The following is a 17879-nucleotide window of genomic DNA, read 5'->3' on the forward strand; positions in this document are numbered from 1 at the left end:
CCTCTTTCGGTCAGCCGGGAAACATTTTCGGATGGGGACACTGTAGCGAACCCGGAATTCCGGCGACAGGGAATTCGGCGGGAAAGTGGCACGCCTCGGTGACGCACCGCGCGGCGGCCGACGAAAAAACGGCCCGGGGCCGGATCGCGGAAAGTCGGCGATCCGGCCCCGGGCCGTCACGGAGCGGGCGACGGGAATCGAACCCGCGTAGCCAGTTTGGAAGACTGGGGCTCTACCATTGAGCTACGCCCGCGAGCGCCACGGTCGGTGGGACCCCGGCACGCAGAGCATCGTAGCGGGTCAGGGCGCCGCCGTGCACACCGCCCCGCACGCTGCCCGCGCTCCCGAATAACAGGCAGCCACACCGCCCCCGGCCATGTACCCTACGTGTCGCACCGACGGGGTGTGGCGCAGCTTGGTAGCGCGTCCGCTTTGGGAGCGGAAGGTCGTCGGTTCGAATCCGGCCACCCCGACCAGCAGGTACCCGTCCCGCATGCCGCGAAGCAGGCAAAAGCGGGCATAAGCGTCCGTTCAAGATCGCGTTGTGGGTGCCCTCCTCCTTGCGGTTACTATGCAAGCTGCGTGCCCGTATGTCTCTGTACCGGGCGCGATCGGCCGGACCGGGACGTGCCGGAAGCCGGCTGATCTGAAGCAGAACCCCCAAAGTCAGCCCAAGGAGACCGAACCGTGAAGAGCGCCGTGGAGACCCTGAACCCGACCCGGGTTCGGCTCACTGTCGAGGTGCCCTTCGAGGAGCTCAAGGACAGCCTCGACGCGGCGTACAAGAAGATCAACCAGCAGGTCACGGTGAAGGGCTTCCGCAAGGGCAAGGTCCCGGCCCGCGTCATCGACCAGCGGTTCGGTCGTGGCGCCGTGCTGGAGGAGGCCGTCAACGACGCGCTCCCGAAGTTCTACACCAACGCGGTCAACGAGGCGGAGCTGAACGTCCTCGGCCAGCCCGAGGTGGACATCACCGAGCTCAAGGACAACGAGCTGCTGGCCTTCACCGCCGAGGTCGACATCCGCCCCGCCCTGGAGATCCCGGACTACTCCGGCATCGAGGTCGAGGTCGACGCCGTCGAGGTGTCGGACGACGACGTCGAGAAGTCCGTCGAGCAGCTGCGTGAGCGCTTCGCCTCGACCACCACGGTCGAGCGCGCCGCCGAGGACGGCGACGTGGTGACCGTGGACCTGGAGGCCAAGGTCGACGGCGAGGTGCTGGCCGACGGCATCGCCAACGGCGTCAGCTACACCATCGGCTCCGGTGAGCTCCTCGACGGCATCGACGACGCCGTCAAGGGCCTGGAGGCCGGTGGCAGCGCGACCTTCACCTCCGAGCTCAAGGGCGGCTCCGCCCAGGGCAAGGAGGCCGAGGTCAAGGTCGACGTCACCGAGGTCAAGGCCCGCGAACTCCCCGCCCTGGACGACGACTTCGCCCAGCTGGCCAGCGAGTTCGACACCCTCGACGAGCTCAAGGCGGACAGCCGCAAGCGCCTGGAGCGGATGAAGAAGTTCGACCAGGCCACCCAGGCCCAGGAGAAGGTCCTGGACGCGCTGCTCGGCCTGGTCGAGGTGCCGATCCCCGAGAAGCTGCTCGAGGACGAGGTCCGCACCCGCAAGCACAACCTCGAGCACCACCAGCTCGGCCAGATGGGCCTCGACCTCGCCAAGTACCTGGAGCTCCAGGGCAAGACCGAGGAAGAGTTCGACGCCGAGACCAAGGAGCAGGCGGAGAAGGGCATCAAGACCCAGTTCGTCCTCGACGAGCTGGTCAACAAGGAGAAGCTGAACGTCAGCCAGGAGGAGCTCACCGAGCACCTCATGCGGCGTGCCCAGTCCTCCGGCATGAGCCCCGACCAGTTCGCCCAGGCGGTCGTCGAGGGCGGCCAGGTGCCGATGCTGGTGGGCGAGGTCGCCCGCGGCAAGGCCCTCGCCGTGGTCGTCGAGGCCGCCACGGTCAAGGACACCAACGGCGAGGTCGTCGACCTGGAGGACGAGGAGGAGACGGAGGCCGCCGAGGCCGTCGTCGCCGAGGTCGAGGGCACCGAGGAGAAGGCCGAGGAGGCCGCCAAGTCCGAGGGCTGAGCCCCGGCCGTCCGGGGTTTCCCCGGGCGTTTCCAGCGGTGAGTACGGGCCCGAACACGCGCGTGAGCGTGTTCGGGCCCGTCTCTCGTCCCGGTCCGTGAGCCTGCGCTCACAGCGAACAGTTCTCGCTGCGGGATGGCGTTGTCCGACCTGCGCGTTAGGGTCCGTAGATACGAGGGCAGGGGAGTTTCCGAACGCGCGCCGGGCGCACCACACGGCGCGGGACCCCGCGCCCCAGAAGACGACGCTGAGACGGTCGCGAGCCGTCCGACAACGAGCAGGTGGACACGTGACGATCCCGATGCCTTCCGCCGCCGCTGAGCCGACCATCGGTGGCCTCGGCGACCAGGTCTACAACCGGCTGCTCGGCGAGCGGATCATCTTCCTCGGCCAGCCGGTCGACGACGACATCGCCAACAAGATCACCGCGCAGCTGCTTCTCCTGGCCGCTGACCCGGACAAGGACATCTACCTCTACATCAACTCCCCCGGCGGCTCGGTCCCGGCCGGCCTGGCGATCTACGACACCATGCAGTACATCAAGAACGACGTGGTCACCATCGCCATGGGCCTCGCCGCTTCGATGGGCCAGTTCCTGCTGAGCGCCGGCACGCCGGGCAAGCGCTTCGCGCTGCCGAACGCCGAGATCCTGATCCACCAGCCCTCCGCCGGCCTGGCGGGCTCGGCCTCGGACATCAAGATCCACGCCGACCAGCTGCTCCGCACGAAGAAGCGCCTGGGCGAGCTCTCCGCGCACCACACCGGCCAGACCCTGGAGCAGTGGACCAAGGACGCCGACCGCGACCGCTGGTTCAGCGCCGAGGAGGCCAAGGCGTACGGCATCATCGACGAAGTCATGCACTCCGCCGCCAGTGTCCCGGGCGGGGGCGGCACCGGGGCCTGAGCCCCGGACACAGGCCCCGCAGTCGACCCCAGCCCCTCTCGCCACCAGGACGGTGAACCCCCAGATGAACAACTACCCCGGAAGCGGCCTCTACGAGCGCACCAAGGCCGAGTTCTCCGGCATGACCGCCGAGTCCCGCTACATCGTTCCGCGCTTCGTCGAGCGCACCTCGCAGGGCGTGCGCGAGTACGACCCGTACGCGAAGCTCTTCGAGGAGCGGGTGATCTTCCTCGGGGTGCAGATCGACGACGCCTCCGCCAACGACGTCATGGCCCAGCTGCTGTGCCTGGAGTCGATGGACCCGGACCGCGACATCTCGGTCTACATCAACAGCCCCGGTGGTTCCTTCACCGCGCTGACGGCGATCTACGACACCATGCAGTTCGTCAAGCCCGACATCCAGACGGTCTGCATGGGCCAGGCGGCCTCCGCGGCGGCCGTGCTGCTGGCGGCCGGCACCCCGGGCAAGCGCATGGCGCTGCCCAACGCCCGGGTCCTGATCCACCAGCCCTTCAGCGAGACCGGCCGCGGCCAGGTCTCCGACCTGGAGATCGCCGCCCGCGAGATCCAGCGGATGCGTCAGCAGCTGGAGGAGATGCTGGCCAAGCACTCGTCCACGCCGATCGAGAAGATCCGCGAGGACATCGAGCGTGACAAGATCCTCACCGCCGAGGAGTCGCTGGCGTACGGTCTGGTCGACCAGATCGTCTCGACGCGGAAGACCTCCGTCGGCGTCTGATCGCGTTGTTCTCGCGAAGTTCTCGCGACGTTCGCGAATTGCGCCGGAGTGTTGCCCCCTTGGACCGGCTCGGGACCGAGTGAACCGAGTCCGTCCAAGGGGGGCCCGTACGGGGGGCCCGGCAAGGTACCGTCGATAGGCAAGCACCCGGGTCCGCGGAGCAATGCGGATCCCAGGCGAAGGGGATTCACCTCGTGGCACGCATCGGTGACGGCGGCGACCTGCTCAAGTGCTCGTTCTGCGGAAAGAGCCAGAAGCAGGTGAAGAAGCTCATCGCGGGACCGGGTGTGTACATCTGCGACGAGTGCATCGATCTCTGCAACGAGATCATCGAGGAAGAGCTCGCCGAGACCTCCGAGGTGCGCTGGGAGGAACTCCCCAAGCCCCGCGAGATCTACGAGTTCCTCAACGGCTACGTCGTCGGCCAGGAGCCCGCCAAGAAGGCGCTCTCGGTGGCCGTGTACAACCACTACAAGCGCGTCCAGGCGGGCGAGAACGGCCCCGGCCGCGGCGACGAGGGCATCGAGCTGGCCAAGTCCAACATCCTGCTGCTCGGCCCCACCGGCTCCGGCAAGACCCTGCTCGCGCAGACCCTCGCCCGGATGCTCAACGTCCCCTTCGCGTTTGCCGATGCGACCGCGCTGACCGAGGCCGGCTATGTCGGCGAGGACGTCGAGAACATCCTCCTGAAGCTCATCCAGGCCGCGGACTTCGACATCAAGAAGGCCGAGACCGGCATCATCTACATCGACGAGATCGACAAGGTCGCCCGGAAGAGCGAAAACCCGTCGATCACCCGGGACGTCTCCGGCGAGGGCGTCCAGCAGGCGCTCCTGAAGATCCTGGAGGGCACCACCGCCTCGGTCCCGCCCCAGGGCGGCCGCAAGCACCCCCACCAGGAATTCATCCAGATCGACACCACCAACGTCCTCTTCATCGTCGGCGGAGCCTTCGCCGGCCTGGAGAAGATCATCGAGGCCCGGTCCGGCGCCAAGGGCATCGGCTTCGGCGCCACCATCCGCTCCAAGCGCGAGATCGAGTCCAAGGACCAGCTCCAGGACGTCATGCCGGAGGACCTGGTCAAGTTCGGCATGATCCCCGAGTTCATCGGCCGCCTCCCCGTCCTCACCTCGGTCCACAACCTCGACCGGGAGGCGCTCCTCCAGATCCTCGTCGAGCCGCGCAACGCCCTGGTCAAGCAGTACCAGCGGCTCTTCGAACTCGACGGCGTGGAGCTGGACTTCGATCGCCCGGCCCTGGAGGCCATCGCCGACCAGGCCATCCTGCGCGGCACCGGCGCCCGCGGCCTGCGCGCCATCATGGAGGAGGTCCTCCAGGCGGTGATGTACGAGATCCCGTCCCGCAAGGACGTAGCCCGCGTCGTCATCACCGCCGACGTCGTCCACTCCAACGTCAACCCCACCCTCGTCCCCCGCACCCGCACCGACTCGGGCGAACCCCACGAGAAGAGCGCGTAGCCGCACGACCTCGCACTCTCAACAGAACCGCCCGGCAGCGAAGTTGCTGCCGGGCGGTTCGCATACGCGGACGCGCGTCACTTCTCCTTGCGGACCTCGTTGCGGACCTTGGCGGTCTTGTCGGCGAGTTGCTCGGCGCTGGGGGTGGTGGCGGAGCCGCCGCCGTTGGGGTCGGGCTTGGCTGCCATGGTGACGACACCGAGGGCGCTGTTGTCGCCCCAGATGCAGGTGGAGACGGTGGCGGACGCGGTCACTGTGCCCGCAGCGACGGTGACCTTCTGAGTCCGGCACTTCATGACGTCGCCGTCGAATCCGCTCGGCGAGTACTCGGTGACCGGCGTGACGTCCTCGACCTTGCGGCCGCCGAGCGACTGCTTCTGTTTCTCGTCGACCTTGGCGAACATCTGGGTCACGGTGCCCTGCGGGTCGGCGATGTTTCCGTACAGGCCGGTCACCGACATCGAGAGCCCGGAGGGGTCCTGGTAACTCGCGCCGACGCCCTTGCTGTTGGTGATGCCGAGCGCCTTGGCTTCCTTGTCGTCGGAGAAGTCCTCGACGCCGTCGCTGCCGGGCTTCTTGAACTTGCTGAACTGCCCGCTCAGCAGCTTGTCCGGCAACGAGATCGTGTACGGCTTCACCTGGCCGCCCGAGCCGAAGACGAAGTACGCGCCGACGCCGAGGGCCGCGACGACCGCGACGGCGCCGATGATCAGGCCGATCTTCTTGCCGTTGCCGCCGCCGGTCTCCGGCTCCTGGGGGATCATCCCGTAGGGCGTCTGCTGGCCGCCGTAAGGGGGCTGCTGGCCGTACGGGCCCGGCTGCTGGGGCTGGCCGTAGGGCTGCTGCGGCGGGGCCTGCTGCGGGAACTGCTGCTGCGGGGCCTGCTGAGGGTAGCCGTAGCCCTGCTGGGGAGGCACCGGGCCGCCCTGCTGCGGGTAGCCGTAGCCGGGCTGCGGGGCGGGCGGCTGCGGCTGGCCGTACGGGCCCGGCTGCTGGGGCTGCTGGCCGTACGGGCCCGGCGGCGGCTGGTTGAAGCTCATGGAGCGGTCCCCTCGTGACTGCGGTGACGCCGGAGTGCTGCGCGCGGCGTCCGGGCGTCGGCGTGATGTTTATGCGCTCCCGACATCCTGTACGACGCCGCCGACGGCCGGTGCCCCGGGGGCGAAACCGATTCGAAGCCGCTACATGGGCGCCCGTACACTGTCGGTCGTGACCGAGAACACTCAGCAGAAGCACAGCGTCCCCGAACTGCCGACTCAGTACACGCCGGCCGAGGTAGAGGGGCCGCTGTACGAGCGCTGGGTAGAGCGGGGCTACTTCGAGGCGGATGAGAAGAGCGAGAAGCCGCCGTACACGATCGTGATCCCGCCGCCGAACGTCACGGGCAGCCTGCACCTGGGGCATGCCTTCGAGCACACGCTCATCGACGCGCTCACCCGCCGCAAGCGCATGCAGGGCTACGAGACGCTCTGGCAGCCGGGCATGGACCATGCCGGTATCGCTACCCAGAACGTCGTCGAGCGCGAACTCGCCAAGGAGGGCGTGTCGCGGCACGACCTGGGGCGCGAGGCGTTCGTCGAGCGCGTGTGGCAGTGGAAGCGCGAGTCGGGCGGCCAGATCTCGGGCCAGATGCGTCGGCTCGGCGACGGCGTCGCCTGGTCGCGGGAGCGCTTCACCATGGACGAGGGCCTCTCCAGGGCCGTCCAGACGATCTTCAAGCGGCTCTACGACGACGAGCTGATCTACCGCGCCGAGCGCATCATCAACTGGTGCCCGCGCTGTCTGACCGCCATCTCGGACATCGAGGTGGAGTACCAGGACGACGACGGGGAGCTTGTCTCGATCCGGTACGGGGAGGGGGATGCGTCCATCGTCGTCGCCACCACCCGCGCCGAGACGATGCTCGGCGACACCGCCGTGGCCGTCCACCCGGAGGACGAGCGGTACGCCCACCTCGTCGGCACCGAGATCGAACTGCCGCTGACGGGGCGGCGGATCCCGGTCGTCGCCGACGAGCACGTCGACCCGGAGTTCGGCACCGGAGCGGTCAAGGTCACCCCGGCGCACGATCCGAACGACTTCGAGATCGGCCGCCGGCACGACCTGGCCAGCCTGGCCGTCCTCGACGAGCGCGGCGTGATCACCGCGCACGGCCCGTTCCAGGGGCTGGACCGCTTCGAGGCCCGGTCGGCGATCGTCGGCGCGCTGCGCGCCGAGGGCCGGATCGTCGCCGAGAAGCGCCCGTACACCCACTCCGTCGGGCACTGCTCGCGCTGCAAGACCACCATCGAGCCGCGGCTGTCAATGCAGTGGTGGGTCAAGGTCGGCCCGCTGGCGAAGGCCGCCGGCGACGCGGTCCGGGACGGGAAGGTCGCGATCCATCCGAAGGAGATGGAGTCGCGGTACTTCGGCTGGGTGGACAACCTCCACGACTGGTGCATCTCGCGCCAGCTGTGGTGGGGCCACCGCATCCCCGTCTGGTACGGGCCGAACGGCGAGGTCGTCTGCGTCGGACCCGACGACGAGGCGCCCACCGGCGAGGGGTGGCACCAGGACACCGACGTCCTCGACACGTGGTTCTCGTCCGGTCTGTGGCCGTTCTCCACGCTGGGCTGGCCCGAGCAGACCCCGAGCGTGGAGAAGTTCTACCCGAACTCCGTCCTGGTCACCGGGTACGACATCCTCTTCTTCTGGGTCGCACGGATGATGATGTTCGGGCTGTACGCGATGGACGGCACCCCGCCGTTCCACACCATCGCGCTGCACGGCATGGTCCGCGACCAGTTCGGCAAGAAGATGTCGAAGTCCTTCGGCAACGCGGTCAATCCGCTGGACTGGATGGACACGTACGGCTCGGACGCCGTCCGCTTCACGCTCGCCCGCGGCGCCAACCCGGGCGTCGACGTGCCGATCGGCGAGGACTGGGTCCAGGGCTCCCGCAACTTCGCCAACAAGATCTGGAACGCCACCCGCTTCGCGCTGATGAACGGCGCGACGGTGGAGGGCGAACTCCCGCCCGCGGAAGCCCTGTCGGCGACCGACCGGTGGATCCTCTCCCGGCTCAACTCGGTCGTCGCCGAGGTCGACGCGTACTACGACGACTACCAGTTCGCCAAGCTGTCGGACACCCTCTTCCACTTCGCCTGGGACGAGGTCTTCGACTGGTACGTGGAGCTGTCCAAGACCACCTTCGCGGCGGGCGGCCCGGCGGCCGACGCCTCGCGCCGGGTGCTCGGCGAGGTCCTCGACGTCACCCTGCGGCTGCTGCACCCGGTCGTCCCGTTCGTCACCGAGTCGCTGTGGACGGCGCTGACCGGCGGTGAGTCGGTGGTCATCGCCGACTGGCCGAAGGACTCGACCTTCCGGGACGCGGCGGCCGAGCGGGAGATCGAGACGCTCCAGCAGGTCGTCACCGAGGTCCGCCGGTTCCGCTCGGACCAGGGCCTGCAGCCGGGCCAGAAGGTCCCCGCGCGGCTGGATCTGGCGGGCACCGCGCTGGCGCCGCACGAGACCGCGATGCGCTCGCTGCTGCGCCTGACGCCGGCCGGCGAGGACTTCACCGCCACCGCGTCGCTGCCGGTCGCCGGCGCCACCGTCGCCCTGGACCTCTCCGGCGCGATCGACGTCGAGGCGGAGCGCAAGCGGCTGACGAAGGACCTGCTCGCGGCCGAGAAGGAGAAGAAGCAGGCCACCGCCAAGCTGGGCAACGACGCGTTCCTCGCCAAGGCGCCGGAGCCGGTGGTGGAGAAGATCCGCGGCCGGCTGGCGACCGCGGAGTCCGACATCGAGCGGATCAGCTCGCAGCTGGCGGCCCTGCCCACCGCGTAGCCGGTGCCCCCGGCCATCCGCCGGGACCCGCCGCCTCCTCCGCAGGCCCCTCGTCCGTACGGGCGGGGGGCCTGCGCCGTCCCCGGCGCCCCCGCCGGCCGCCGCGGTCGCCCCGTTCCCGGACCGGCCAGAGCAGTACGTACGCGGTGGAGACCGCCACGAACGCCAGCCGGATCAGGCCCCGCGCCGAGTCGTCGGGGATCGCGAAGACGCTGCCGTACAGGACGAGCAGCGCCAGCCAGCTCCACCAGGGCACCAGGCGGCGCTGCCCGATGACGTCCCACAGCAGCGTGCCGAGCAGGACCGACGCGGTGTAGTAGGTGTAGACGCTGGGGTCGAGGACGATCCGGGCGTTGGCGCCGAGCAGGACGACCGCCGCCCAGCGGCCCCGCCAGACCGCGAGGCCGCCCAGCACCAGCCCGAGGCCGAACTGCGCGGGGCGGACCCAGCCGGGCGTCTCGGGGTCGTCGGCGCCCAGCCAGCGCAGCGCGGACGCCGGCTGGTTGGGGATGGCGAACTTGGCGGCGGCGAAGGACTGGGCGTCACCGAGGAAGAACGGCAGCCAGGCGACCGCGACCAGCCCCGCACACCACAGCCCGGCCCTGACCCACTGGTGCCGGGGGAGCGCCAGCAGCAGCGGGACGAAGGCCAGCGCGGTCGGCTTGGAGTCCATCGCCAGCGCCAGGAACGCGCCGGTCAGGGCCGCATTGCCACGGGTGACCGCGCGGACCGCGAGGGCGGTGAAGAACAGCGCCAGCACGTCGTCGAGGTGCCCGAAGCGGACCGCGACCTCGATCCACATGGGGATGAACGCCAGCCCCGCGATCAGCACCCGCTGCCGCAGCCGCTGGTGGTTGGTGCCGGTGCCCAGGAAGTGGTGGGCCGCGCTGCGGCCGGCCAGCACCAGGATGACCAGGCCCAGCGCGGACATCAGGGCCGCGGCCAGGAACTGCCCGGTGGCCTCCGGGAACGGGTTGAACAGCCCGGCCGTGAGGAAGCTGATCGGCCCCATCTGGAGCTCGGGATGGTGCGCGTAGAGGTTGAGGCCGCCGGTGCCGTCGCCGGAGCTGCCCTGGTAGATCAGCTCGCCGCCGGTGCGCAGGTAATGCCAGGAGAAGCCGCCGTTCGGCTCCACGATCACGAACCACAGCACGGTCCATGCGGTGAGCAGCACCAAATGCATCCGCTGACTGATTGCCGGCACCTCTTCAGCTCCTGCTTTCCACACTCTTCGCGACGACCGCGGTCGCACGTTCTTACGGTCCGGGGGCTTTGCAGACCCCGCCGTGGAAGAGGGCGTGCGACGGCGGAACGGTTGTCCCGTTCGGCGGTCCGATCCCTCACATCCAGCGGTTACGCGCTTTTCATGACGCTCTCATGAAGGCGAGGCACCGTGGACCGGAATGCCGGGGTTCCGGCGGAACGCATGCCCGGTCCCGTCCCGAACACCGAGGAGCCGCGCCCATGAACAAACCCCTGCGACGGATCTCGGTCGTCTGCCTCGCGCTGATCCTGGCGCTGATGGGCTGGGCCACCTGGATCCAGGGCGCCAAGGCCGGTGAGTACCGGGAGGACCCGTACAACCCGCGGGTGAACATCGCCAGGTACTCCTCGCCGCTGGGCAACATCCTCGTCGACGGCCGGCCGGTCACCGGCTCCGCCGCCACCTCCTCCTCGCTGAAGTACAAGCGGACCTACAAGGACGGCCCGCTGTACGCCCCGGTCACCGGCTTCTCCTCGCAGATCTTCGGCAGTACCCAGCTGGAGAGCCTCTACGGCCCGCTGCTCGGCGGCACCGACAGCCGCCTCCAGAACCCCGCCGACACCCTGCTGCACGAGCGGCCCAAGGCCGGTGACGTGGCCACCACCATCGACGCCAAGGTGCAGAAGGCCGGTTACGAGGCGTTCGGCGGCAAGACCGGCGCGGCCCTCGCCCTGGACCCGGCGACCGGCCGCATCCTGGGCATGGTCAGCACCCCGTCGTACGACCCGGGGAAGTTCGCCGGGTCCTCCGGTGCCGACCAGAAGGCGTGGCAGGCCCTGACGAAGGACGGCGGCCAGCCGAACCTCAACCGCGCGCTGCGCCAGCCGCTGCCGCCCGGCTCCACCTTCAAGCTGGTGGTGGCCGCCGCCGCGCTGGAGAACGGCCTGTACTCCTCGGTGGACCAGCCCACCGACAGCCCCGACCCGTACACCCTCCCCCACACCCGCACCCAGCTGACCAACGAGAGCGCCTCGGCGCCCTGCGAGAACGCCACCATCCGCACCGCGCTCCAGTACTCCTGCAACACCGTCTTCGCCAAGATGGCCGTCGACCTGGGCAAGGACAAGGTGCGGGCGCAGGCCGAGAAGTTCGGCTTCAACGACGCCAAAATGGACGTCCCGGTGCGCGCCACCAAGAGCGTCTACCCCTCGGACATGGACCAGGCGCAGACCGCGCTCTCCGGCATCGGCCAGTTCGACGACCAGGCCACCCCGCTCCAGATGGCGATGGTCGCCTCGGCGATCGCGGGCGGCGGCGACCTGAAGACCCCGCAGCTGGTCGACAAGCTCACCGACGGCGGCGGCAACACCCTCCAGCAGAACGGCCCGAAGACCTACCGCAAGGCGATGTCGGCCCGGACCGCCGCCCAGCTGCGCTCCGCGATGCAGACGGTCGTGGACAAGGGCACCGGGTCCAACGCGAAGATCGACGGGGTGACCGTCGGCGGAAAGACCGGCACCGCCCAGCACGGCGTCGACAACAGCGGCACTCCGTATGCCTGGTTCGTCTCGTACGCCGACGACGGCAAGGGGCACCAGGTCGCGGTCGCGGTGATGGTCGAGGACGGGCACGCGGCCCGCAACGAGGTCTCCGGCAACGGACTGGCCGCCCCGATCGCCAAGGCGATGATGCAGGCTGCACTGTCCTGACCGGGGGCGGGGCCGGGCGGCGGGCTGCGGGCGGCCGGGCCGGGGGAGCGGTGGCGCGAGGGGCGGCGCCGACCTGTTGTCGGTGGTGCCTCGTAGACTTGTCGTCGTGAGCGAGCGCCCCCAGAACGACGACCCCGACCCGACGCCCGAGCCGGCCGACGCCTTCGAGGAGATGGTGGAGGCCGAGACCCAGCGCGACCCCGACCTCGCCGTGATCGAGGCCGGCAGCCGGACCCTGCGCGCCCAGGCCGGGCCGCCGCAGGGGGAGCAGGTCCCGGCCCGCCCCGCCGACCCGGAGGTCGACCGCGCGCTGCGCGCCGTCGAGGAGGAGCTCGGCGGCCGCTGGGGCGAGACCAAGCTGGACCCGTCGACCGCGCGCATCGCCGCGCTCATGGACATCCTGGGCTCCCCGCAGCGGGCCTACCCGTCCATCCACATCACGGGGACGAACGGCAAGACCAGCACCGCCCGCATGATCGAGGCGCTGCTCGGCGCCTTCGAGCTGCGCACCGGCCGCTACACCAGCCCGCACGTCCAGTCCGTCACCGAGCGGATCAGCCTGGACGGCAGCCCGATCTCCGCCGAGCGCTTCATCGAGACCTACCGCGACATCGCGCCGTACGTCGAGATGGTCGACGCGCAGCAGGAGCACCGCCTCTCCTTCTTCGAGGTGCTGACCGCGATGGCGTACGCCGCGTTCGCCGACGCCCCGGTGGACGTCGCGGTCGTCGAGGTCGGCATGGGCGGCACCTGGGACGCGACCAACGTCATCGACGGCGACGTCGCCGTGATCACCCCGATCTCGCTGGACCACACCGACCGGCTGGGCGAGACGCCCGAGCAGATCGCCGGCGAGAAGGCCGGCGTCATCAAGAAGGACGCCACCGTCGTCCTCGCCCAGCAGCCGGTGGACGCGGCCTCGGTGATGCTCAAGCGCGCCGTCGAGGTGGACGCCACGGTCGCCCGCGAGGGCATGGAGTTCGGCGTGCTCTCCCGCGAGGTGGCGGTCGGCGGCCAGATGCTGACCCTGCGCGGGCTCGGCGGCGAGTACCCGGAGGTCTTCCTCCCGCTGCACGGCGCCCACCAGGCGCACAACGCCGCGGTCGCGCTCGCCGCCGTCGAGGCGTTCTTCGGCATCGGCGCCGCCCACGCCCGCACCCTCGACATCGACACCATCCGCGCCGGGTTCGCCGCGGTCAGCTCTCCCGGCCGGATGGAGGTCGTCCGGAGGAGCCCCACGGTGGTGCTGGACGCCGCGCACAATCCGGGCGGCGCGCGGGCGGCGGCCGAGACGGTCAGCGAGGCGTTCGGCTTCAGCCGGCTGATCGGTGTGGTCGGCACCAGCGACGACAAGGACGTCCGGGGCTTCCTGGAGGCGTTCGAGCCGATCTTCGCCGAGGTCGTGGTGACGCGTAATTCCAGCCAGCGCGCAATGGATCCGGACGAGCTGGCCGCCGTCGCGGTGGAGATCTTCGGCGCCGAGCGGGTCCAGGTCGAGCCGCGGCTGGACGACGCCCTGGAGGCGGCGATCACCCTCGCCGAGGAGGAGGGCGAGTTCGCCGGCGCCGGCGTGCTGGTGACCGGCTCGGTGATCACGGTCGGCGAGGCCCGGCTGCTCCTGGGAAGGAACTGACCATGCGCACCCTGTGTGCCTCCACCCTGATCGGGGAGTTCTTCGTGATCGGCTTCGCCGGCCTGGTCGCGATGCAGCTCACCGACATCTCCCGGGCCACCATCTGGATCGTCAGCGGTGTCGCGATGCTGCTGAGCCTGCTGCTGTGCGGGATGTTGTCCCGCCCTGGCGGGGTGCAGCTGGGCTGGGCGCTCCAGATCGCCCTGATCGCCAGCGGTCTGGTCGTCCCCACGATGTTCTTCCTCGGCGCGGTCTTCGCCGCTCTGTGGTGGGCCTCGGTTCACTTCGGGCGCAAGGTGGACGAAGCGAAAGCCCGCTTCGCGGGCGAGGCGACGACTGCGGGCTGAGCCCACGTTTCGGCTTCCCACGTTGTCGGCTTTCCCGCCGTAGGGGTTCGCCTTGTTGCGCCTGCGGCGCCGGGCCGCTGCGCGGGGCTGTTGGGTGCGGTGACGGGCCTCCGGGGCAGGGGGTGTTCGGACTGCTGCGCTTTACGTCCGAACACCCCCTGCCCCTCCGACCCGTCCCCTCCCGTTGTGGGGTGGGGAGGAAGGCCGGTGGGGCTGCCGTGGGTGGGTGGGCTCAGCTACCCGGCAACGCCCGCCTCGTATTCGGGCGATAGCCTGGCGCCCCTGACCGCCGTTCAGATACAGGGAGTCCCTCCGTGAGCCAGCGCACCCTCGTCCTCCTCAAGCCCGATGCCGTCAAGCGCGGTCTGATCGGCGAGATCATCCGTCGCATCGAGCGCAAGGCCGGCTGGACGATCACCGCGCTGGAGCTGCGCACCCTCGACCGCGAGGTGCTGGAGCAGCACTACGCCGAGCACGTCGGCAAGCCCTTCTACGAGCCGCTGGTGGAGTTCATGTCCTCCGGGCCGGTCGTCTCGCTGGTCGTCGAGGGCGAGCGGGTCATCGAGGGTGTCCGGGCGCTGGCCGGGCCCACTGACCCGATTGCCGCGCCCAGTGGGTCCATTCGTGGGGACTTCGGAACGATCACCCGAGAAAATCTCATCCACGCCTCGGATTCCGAAGAGTCCGCCGAGCGCGAGATCAAGATTTTCTTCCCTGGCATTTCTTGATCCGAAGAGTACGGCCAACCCCCTTGTGACCAGGGGCGACCGGTGAAATCATCGGTCGCCCCTCGGTGTATTCGCCGCGAGCGGGGGAACGCGTTCCCGCGACACGACGTCACCATTAAGGGGGGCGGGTGCGTGTACGGCTGACAATGGCGGAACGGCCTCCTGCCGTGTTCGAGTGGGAACCCACTACGAACTACGATGGGGGCTTCCGCGCCGCACGGCGCATCACCTCCTGCCGACCTCAAAGTAAGCATTCGCTCCAGTTGGGAAGGCCAGACGTATCCTCATGGGGAACAACATGTCGTTCATCGGCCGTGACATGGCTGTCGACCTCGGGACCGCCAACACGCTGGTGTACGTCAGGGGCCGCGGCATCGTCCTCAACGAACCGTCGGTCGTGGCCATCAACACCAACACCGGCGGCATCCTCGCCGTCGGCGCCGAGGCGAAGAAGATGATCGGCCGGACCCCCGGCAACATCGTCGCCGTACGGCCCCTGAAGGACGGGGTGATCGCCGACTTCGAGATCACCGAGCGAATGCTCCGTTACTTCATCCTCAAGATCCACAAGCGTCGCTACCTGGCCCGTCCGCGGGTGGTGGTCTGCGTTCCCTCCGGTATCACGGGAGTTGAGCGCCGCGCGGTCATCGAGGCGTCGACCCAGGCCGGCGCCCGCCAGGTGCACATCATCGAGGAGCCGATGGCGGCCGCGATCGGTTCCGGCCTCCCGGTCCACGAGGCCACCGGCAACATGGTCGTGGACATCGGCGGCGGCACCACCGAGGTCGCGGTCATCTCGCTCGGCGGCATCGTCACCGCCCAGTCCATCCGGGTCGCCGGCGACGAGCTGGACAACGCGATCATCCAGCACATCAAGAAGGAGTACAGCCTCCTGCTGGGCGAGCGCACCGCCGAGTCCATCAAGATCACCATCGGTTCGGCGTACGACCTGGAGCAGGACGAGCACACCGAGATCCGTGGCCGCGACCTGGTCTCCGGTCTGCCCAAGACCGTCGTCATCTCCGCCGCCGAGGTCCGCAAGGCCATCGAGGAGCCGGTCAACTCCATCGTCGACGCCGTCAAGACGACCCTGGACAAGTGCCCGCCGGAGCTGTCGGGTGACGTGATGGACCGCGGCATCGTTCTGACGGGTGGCGGCGCCCTGTTGCGCGGCCTCGACGAGCGGCTGCGCCGGGAGACCGGCATGCCGATCCACATCGCCGAGGACCCGCTCGACTCGGTCGCGCTGGGTTCCGGCAAGTGCGTCGAGGAGTTCGAGGCGCTCCAGCAGGTCCTGGACTCCCAGCCGCGCCGCTGAACCACCGGTCCCGGCCTGTCGCGCGGGCGTCACACGGCGTTCGCGCGGGCCGGGCACCATACAGAAACGGCCGATCCGTCCGGCGGATCGCCGGGCCATACCGCAACGCTCCCACAGACACGGTGCACTGACGCTCCACCACCGCGCCGTCACAGCAAGGCACTCAACCCCCGAACGAGACCGGCGGGGCCCGCAGCCGGCCGGTCCTACGAGGAAGGACACGGCCGCCGCACGTGAGGGACACACGAGAGAGCCGGCTGCTGCTGGTGCTGCTGATCGCGATCGCGTTCGCGTTGATCACGGTTGATATCCGCGGCGGCGAACAGTCCCCGCTCGATGGCGCCCGGCAGGCCGCCGCCTCCGCCTTCGGCCCGGTGGAGCGCGGCGTGGCCCGCCTCGTCAACCCGGTCGGCAACGCCGTCAGCGCCGTACGCGACTCCGGCGAACGCCACAACCGCATCAGCGACCTGGAGCACGAGAACGCCGCGCTGAAGCTCAAGCTCGGCTCCCCGGACCGCAACCGCAACCGCGCCGCCGAACTCGACAAGATCCTCAAGACCGCGGCCGCCGGCCAGTACGCGATCAAGGGCGCCGAGGTCATCGCCATCGGCTCCGCGCAGGGCTTCTCCTGGACCGTCACCATCGACGCCGGCAGCCGCGACGGCATCGTCCGCGACATGACCGTCCTCAACGGCGACGGGCTGGTCGGCCGGATCACCACCGTCACCCCGCACACCTCCACCGTGCTGCTCGCCGCCGACCCGGAGTTCACCGTCGGCACCCGGATGGAGAACACCAACGAGATCGGCTTCGCCAACGGGCAGGGCGTCCGCTCGCTCCGCGTCGAACTGCTCAACGGCCGGGCCGACGTCAAGAAGGGCGACCGGCTGGTCACCTTCGGCTCCAGCAAGGACAAGCCGTTCGTGCCCGGGGTGCCGGTCGGCTCGGTCACCAAGGTCGAGCCGCTCAACGGCGATCTGACCCGCACCCTCCAGGTCCGGCCGTTCGTCTCCTTCTCCTCCCTCGACGTCGTCGGCGTCGTCGTCCAGCCGCCCCGCAACGACCCGCGGGACACCGTCCTGCCGCCCCCGGTCAAGCCCAGGCCGACACCGACGGTCACCGTCACGGCCACCCCCTCCGAGAGCGCTTCACCCAGGAGCTGACCGATGCGCATCAACCGGATCCTGCTCGCCGCCCCGCTGGCGGTGGTCGCCCTGATCGTCCAGGTCGGCATCCTCGCCAGACTCCATCTGCCGGGCGCCGTACCGGATCTGCTGATGCTGGTGGTGGTGGGCCTGGCCCTGGTCTACGGCCACGTCGGCGGCTCGCTCATCGGCTTCTGCGCCGGGCTGCTCGCCGACCTGGCCCCGCCCGCCGACCACGCCATCGGCCGCTACGCCCTGGTCCTGTGCGTCATCGGCTACGCCGCGGGCCTGACCAAGCCGGACACCGGCCAGCACCGCTCGGCGACCCTGCCGCTGGTGGTCGTGATCGCCGCCGCGATCGGCTCGACGCTGCTGTACGCCGGCGTCGGCTCCCTCGTCGGCGACACCGCGGCCCGCCACGTCGGCCTGGTCGGGCTGGTGCTCAGCGCCACTCTCTACGACCTGCTGCTCGCCCCGTTCACCGTGCCGCTGGTGATGGCGGTGGCGCGCAGAACCGAGCACGATCCGCTGGCCACGGACGCCGGCGGCACCACCGGGGCGGTCGCCGGACGGCAGGGCTGGGCCGGTGGCGGCCTGGGCGGAGGCGGGTCGTGGGCCGGCGGGTGGCTCACCACCGGCACCGGCCTGAAGGCCAGCCGCAACGCCATGAAGGCGATCCGCACCGGCCGGGTGCCCAAGCCCGGCCGCGGCGGGCGCGCCAAGGGGGTCAAGGGCATCAAGGGGGTCAAGCGCCTGTGAGC

The 17879-nt window shown here is 69.9% G+C and carries 14 protein-coding genes and 2 tRNA genes; 13 read left to right on the plus strand and 3 right to left on the minus strand.

Going from position 1 to position 17879, the window contains the following annotated elements; genetic code table 11:
• Positions 1-182: 182 nt before the first annotated feature.
• Positions 183-253, minus strand: a tRNA-Gly gene (locus ACRAS8_RS23495).
• Positions 254-399: 146 nt separating this feature from the next.
• On the opposite strand from ACRAS8_RS23495, the gene ACRAS8_RS23500 reads away from it, so the two are divergent.
• The 5 genes from ACRAS8_RS23500 (at position 400) to clpX (ending at position 5206) form a co-directional block, all read left to right on the plus strand.
• Positions 400-476 (plus strand) — tRNA-Pro (locus tag ACRAS8_RS23500).
• Between the two features lie 211 nt (positions 477-687).
• A complete protein-coding gene (gene tig, locus ACRAS8_RS23505) occupies positions 688-2085 on the plus strand; it encodes a trigger factor (RefSeq protein WP_438487977.1) in 1398 nt (465 codons plus the stop codon).
• Positions 2086-2386: 301 nt separating this feature from the next.
• The gene (locus ACRAS8_RS23510; protein WP_438490575.1) at positions 2387-2989 is read left to right on the plus strand and encodes an ATP-dependent Clp protease proteolytic subunit; all 603 of its coding nucleotides are present in this window, start codon (positions 2387-2389) and stop codon (positions 2987-2989) included.
• A 64-nt stretch (positions 2990-3053) separates the two neighbouring features.
• Positions 3054-3728: an ATP-dependent Clp protease proteolytic subunit gene (locus tag ACRAS8_RS23515; protein ID WP_438487978.1), complete on the plus strand. Its 675-nt coding sequence runs from the start codon at positions 3054-3056 to the stop codon at positions 3726-3728.
• Positions 3729-3922: 194 nt separating this feature from the next.
• Positions 3923-5206, plus strand: a complete 1284-nt coding sequence (gene clpX, locus ACRAS8_RS23520) for an ATP-dependent Clp protease ATP-binding subunit ClpX (RefSeq protein WP_438487979.1) — start codon at positions 3923-3925, stop codon at positions 5204-5206.
• A gap of 77 nt (positions 5207-5283) precedes the next feature.
• Here clpX and ACRAS8_RS23525 read toward each other — a convergent pair whose 3' ends face one another.
• Entirely contained in the window at positions 5284-6246 is a 963-nt protein-coding gene (locus ACRAS8_RS23525; RefSeq protein WP_438487980.1) for a hypothetical protein, read from the minus strand.
• A 169-nt stretch (positions 6247-6415) separates the two neighbouring features.
• Between ACRAS8_RS23525 and ACRAS8_RS23530 the strand changes: the two genes are divergently transcribed.
• Positions 6416-9034: a valine--tRNA ligase gene (locus ACRAS8_RS23530; protein WP_438487981.1), complete on the plus strand. Its 2619-nt coding sequence runs from the start codon at positions 6416-6418 to the stop codon at positions 9032-9034.
• On the opposite strand, the gene ACRAS8_RS23535 is transcribed toward ACRAS8_RS23530, so the two are convergent.
• On the minus strand, positions 9000-10217 hold the full coding sequence (locus ACRAS8_RS23535) for a hypothetical protein (RefSeq protein ID WP_438490576.1): 1218 nt from the start codon (positions 10215-10217) through the stop codon (positions 9000-9002). The two genes, ACRAS8_RS23530 and ACRAS8_RS23535, sit on opposite strands and share 35 nt — an antisense overlap.
• Positions 10218-10498: 281 nt before the next feature.
• On the opposite strand from ACRAS8_RS23535, the gene ACRAS8_RS23540 reads away from it, so the two are divergent.
• From ACRAS8_RS23540 to mreD, 7 genes are all read left to right on the plus strand, one after another.
• Complete coding sequence (locus tag ACRAS8_RS23540; protein WP_438487982.1) at positions 10499-11947, plus strand: peptidoglycan D,D-transpeptidase FtsI family protein; 1449 nt, start codon at positions 10499-10501, stop codon at positions 11945-11947.
• A 106-nt stretch (positions 11948-12053) separates the two neighbouring features.
• Complete coding sequence (gene folC, locus ACRAS8_RS23545; RefSeq protein ID WP_438487983.1) at positions 12054-13580, plus strand: bifunctional tetrahydrofolate synthase/dihydrofolate synthase; 1527 nt, start codon at positions 12054-12056, stop codon at positions 13578-13580.
• Positions 13581-13582: 2 nt separating this feature from the next.
• Positions 13583-13927 carry a DUF4233 domain-containing protein gene (locus tag ACRAS8_RS23550; RefSeq protein ID WP_438487984.1) on the plus strand — a complete coding sequence of 115 codons (345 nt, stop codon included), beginning with the start codon at positions 13583-13585 and terminating at the stop codon, positions 13925-13927.
• Between the two features lie 314 nt (positions 13928-14241).
• Positions 14242-14655 (plus strand): nucleoside-diphosphate kinase, encoded by a 414-nt coding sequence (gene ndk, locus ACRAS8_RS23555; RefSeq protein ID WP_438487985.1) that lies wholly within the window; start codon positions 14242-14244, stop codon positions 14653-14655.
• A gap of 298 nt (positions 14656-14953) precedes the next feature.
• The gene (locus tag ACRAS8_RS23560) at positions 14954-15973 is read left to right on the plus strand and encodes a rod shape-determining protein (RefSeq protein ID WP_003985182.1); all 1020 of its coding nucleotides are present in this window, start codon (positions 14954-14956) and stop codon (positions 15971-15973) included.
• Between the two features lie 233 nt (positions 15974-16206).
• Positions 16207-17136 (plus strand): rod shape-determining protein MreC, encoded by a 930-nt coding sequence (gene mreC / locus ACRAS8_RS23565; protein WP_438487986.1) that lies wholly within the window; start codon positions 16207-16209, stop codon positions 17134-17136.
• A gap of 3 nt (positions 17137-17139) precedes the next feature.
• Entirely contained in the window at positions 17140-17877 is a 738-nt protein-coding gene (gene mreD / locus ACRAS8_RS23570; protein ID WP_438487987.1) for a rod shape-determining protein MreD, read from the plus strand.
• The last annotated feature ends 2 nt before the right edge of the window (positions 17878-17879 follow it).

Origin of the sequence: Streptomyces sp. S186 (assembly GCF_051603415.1) — a bacterium.
Lineage (GTDB): Bacteria > Actinomycetota > Actinomycetes > Streptomycetales > Streptomycetaceae > Streptomyces.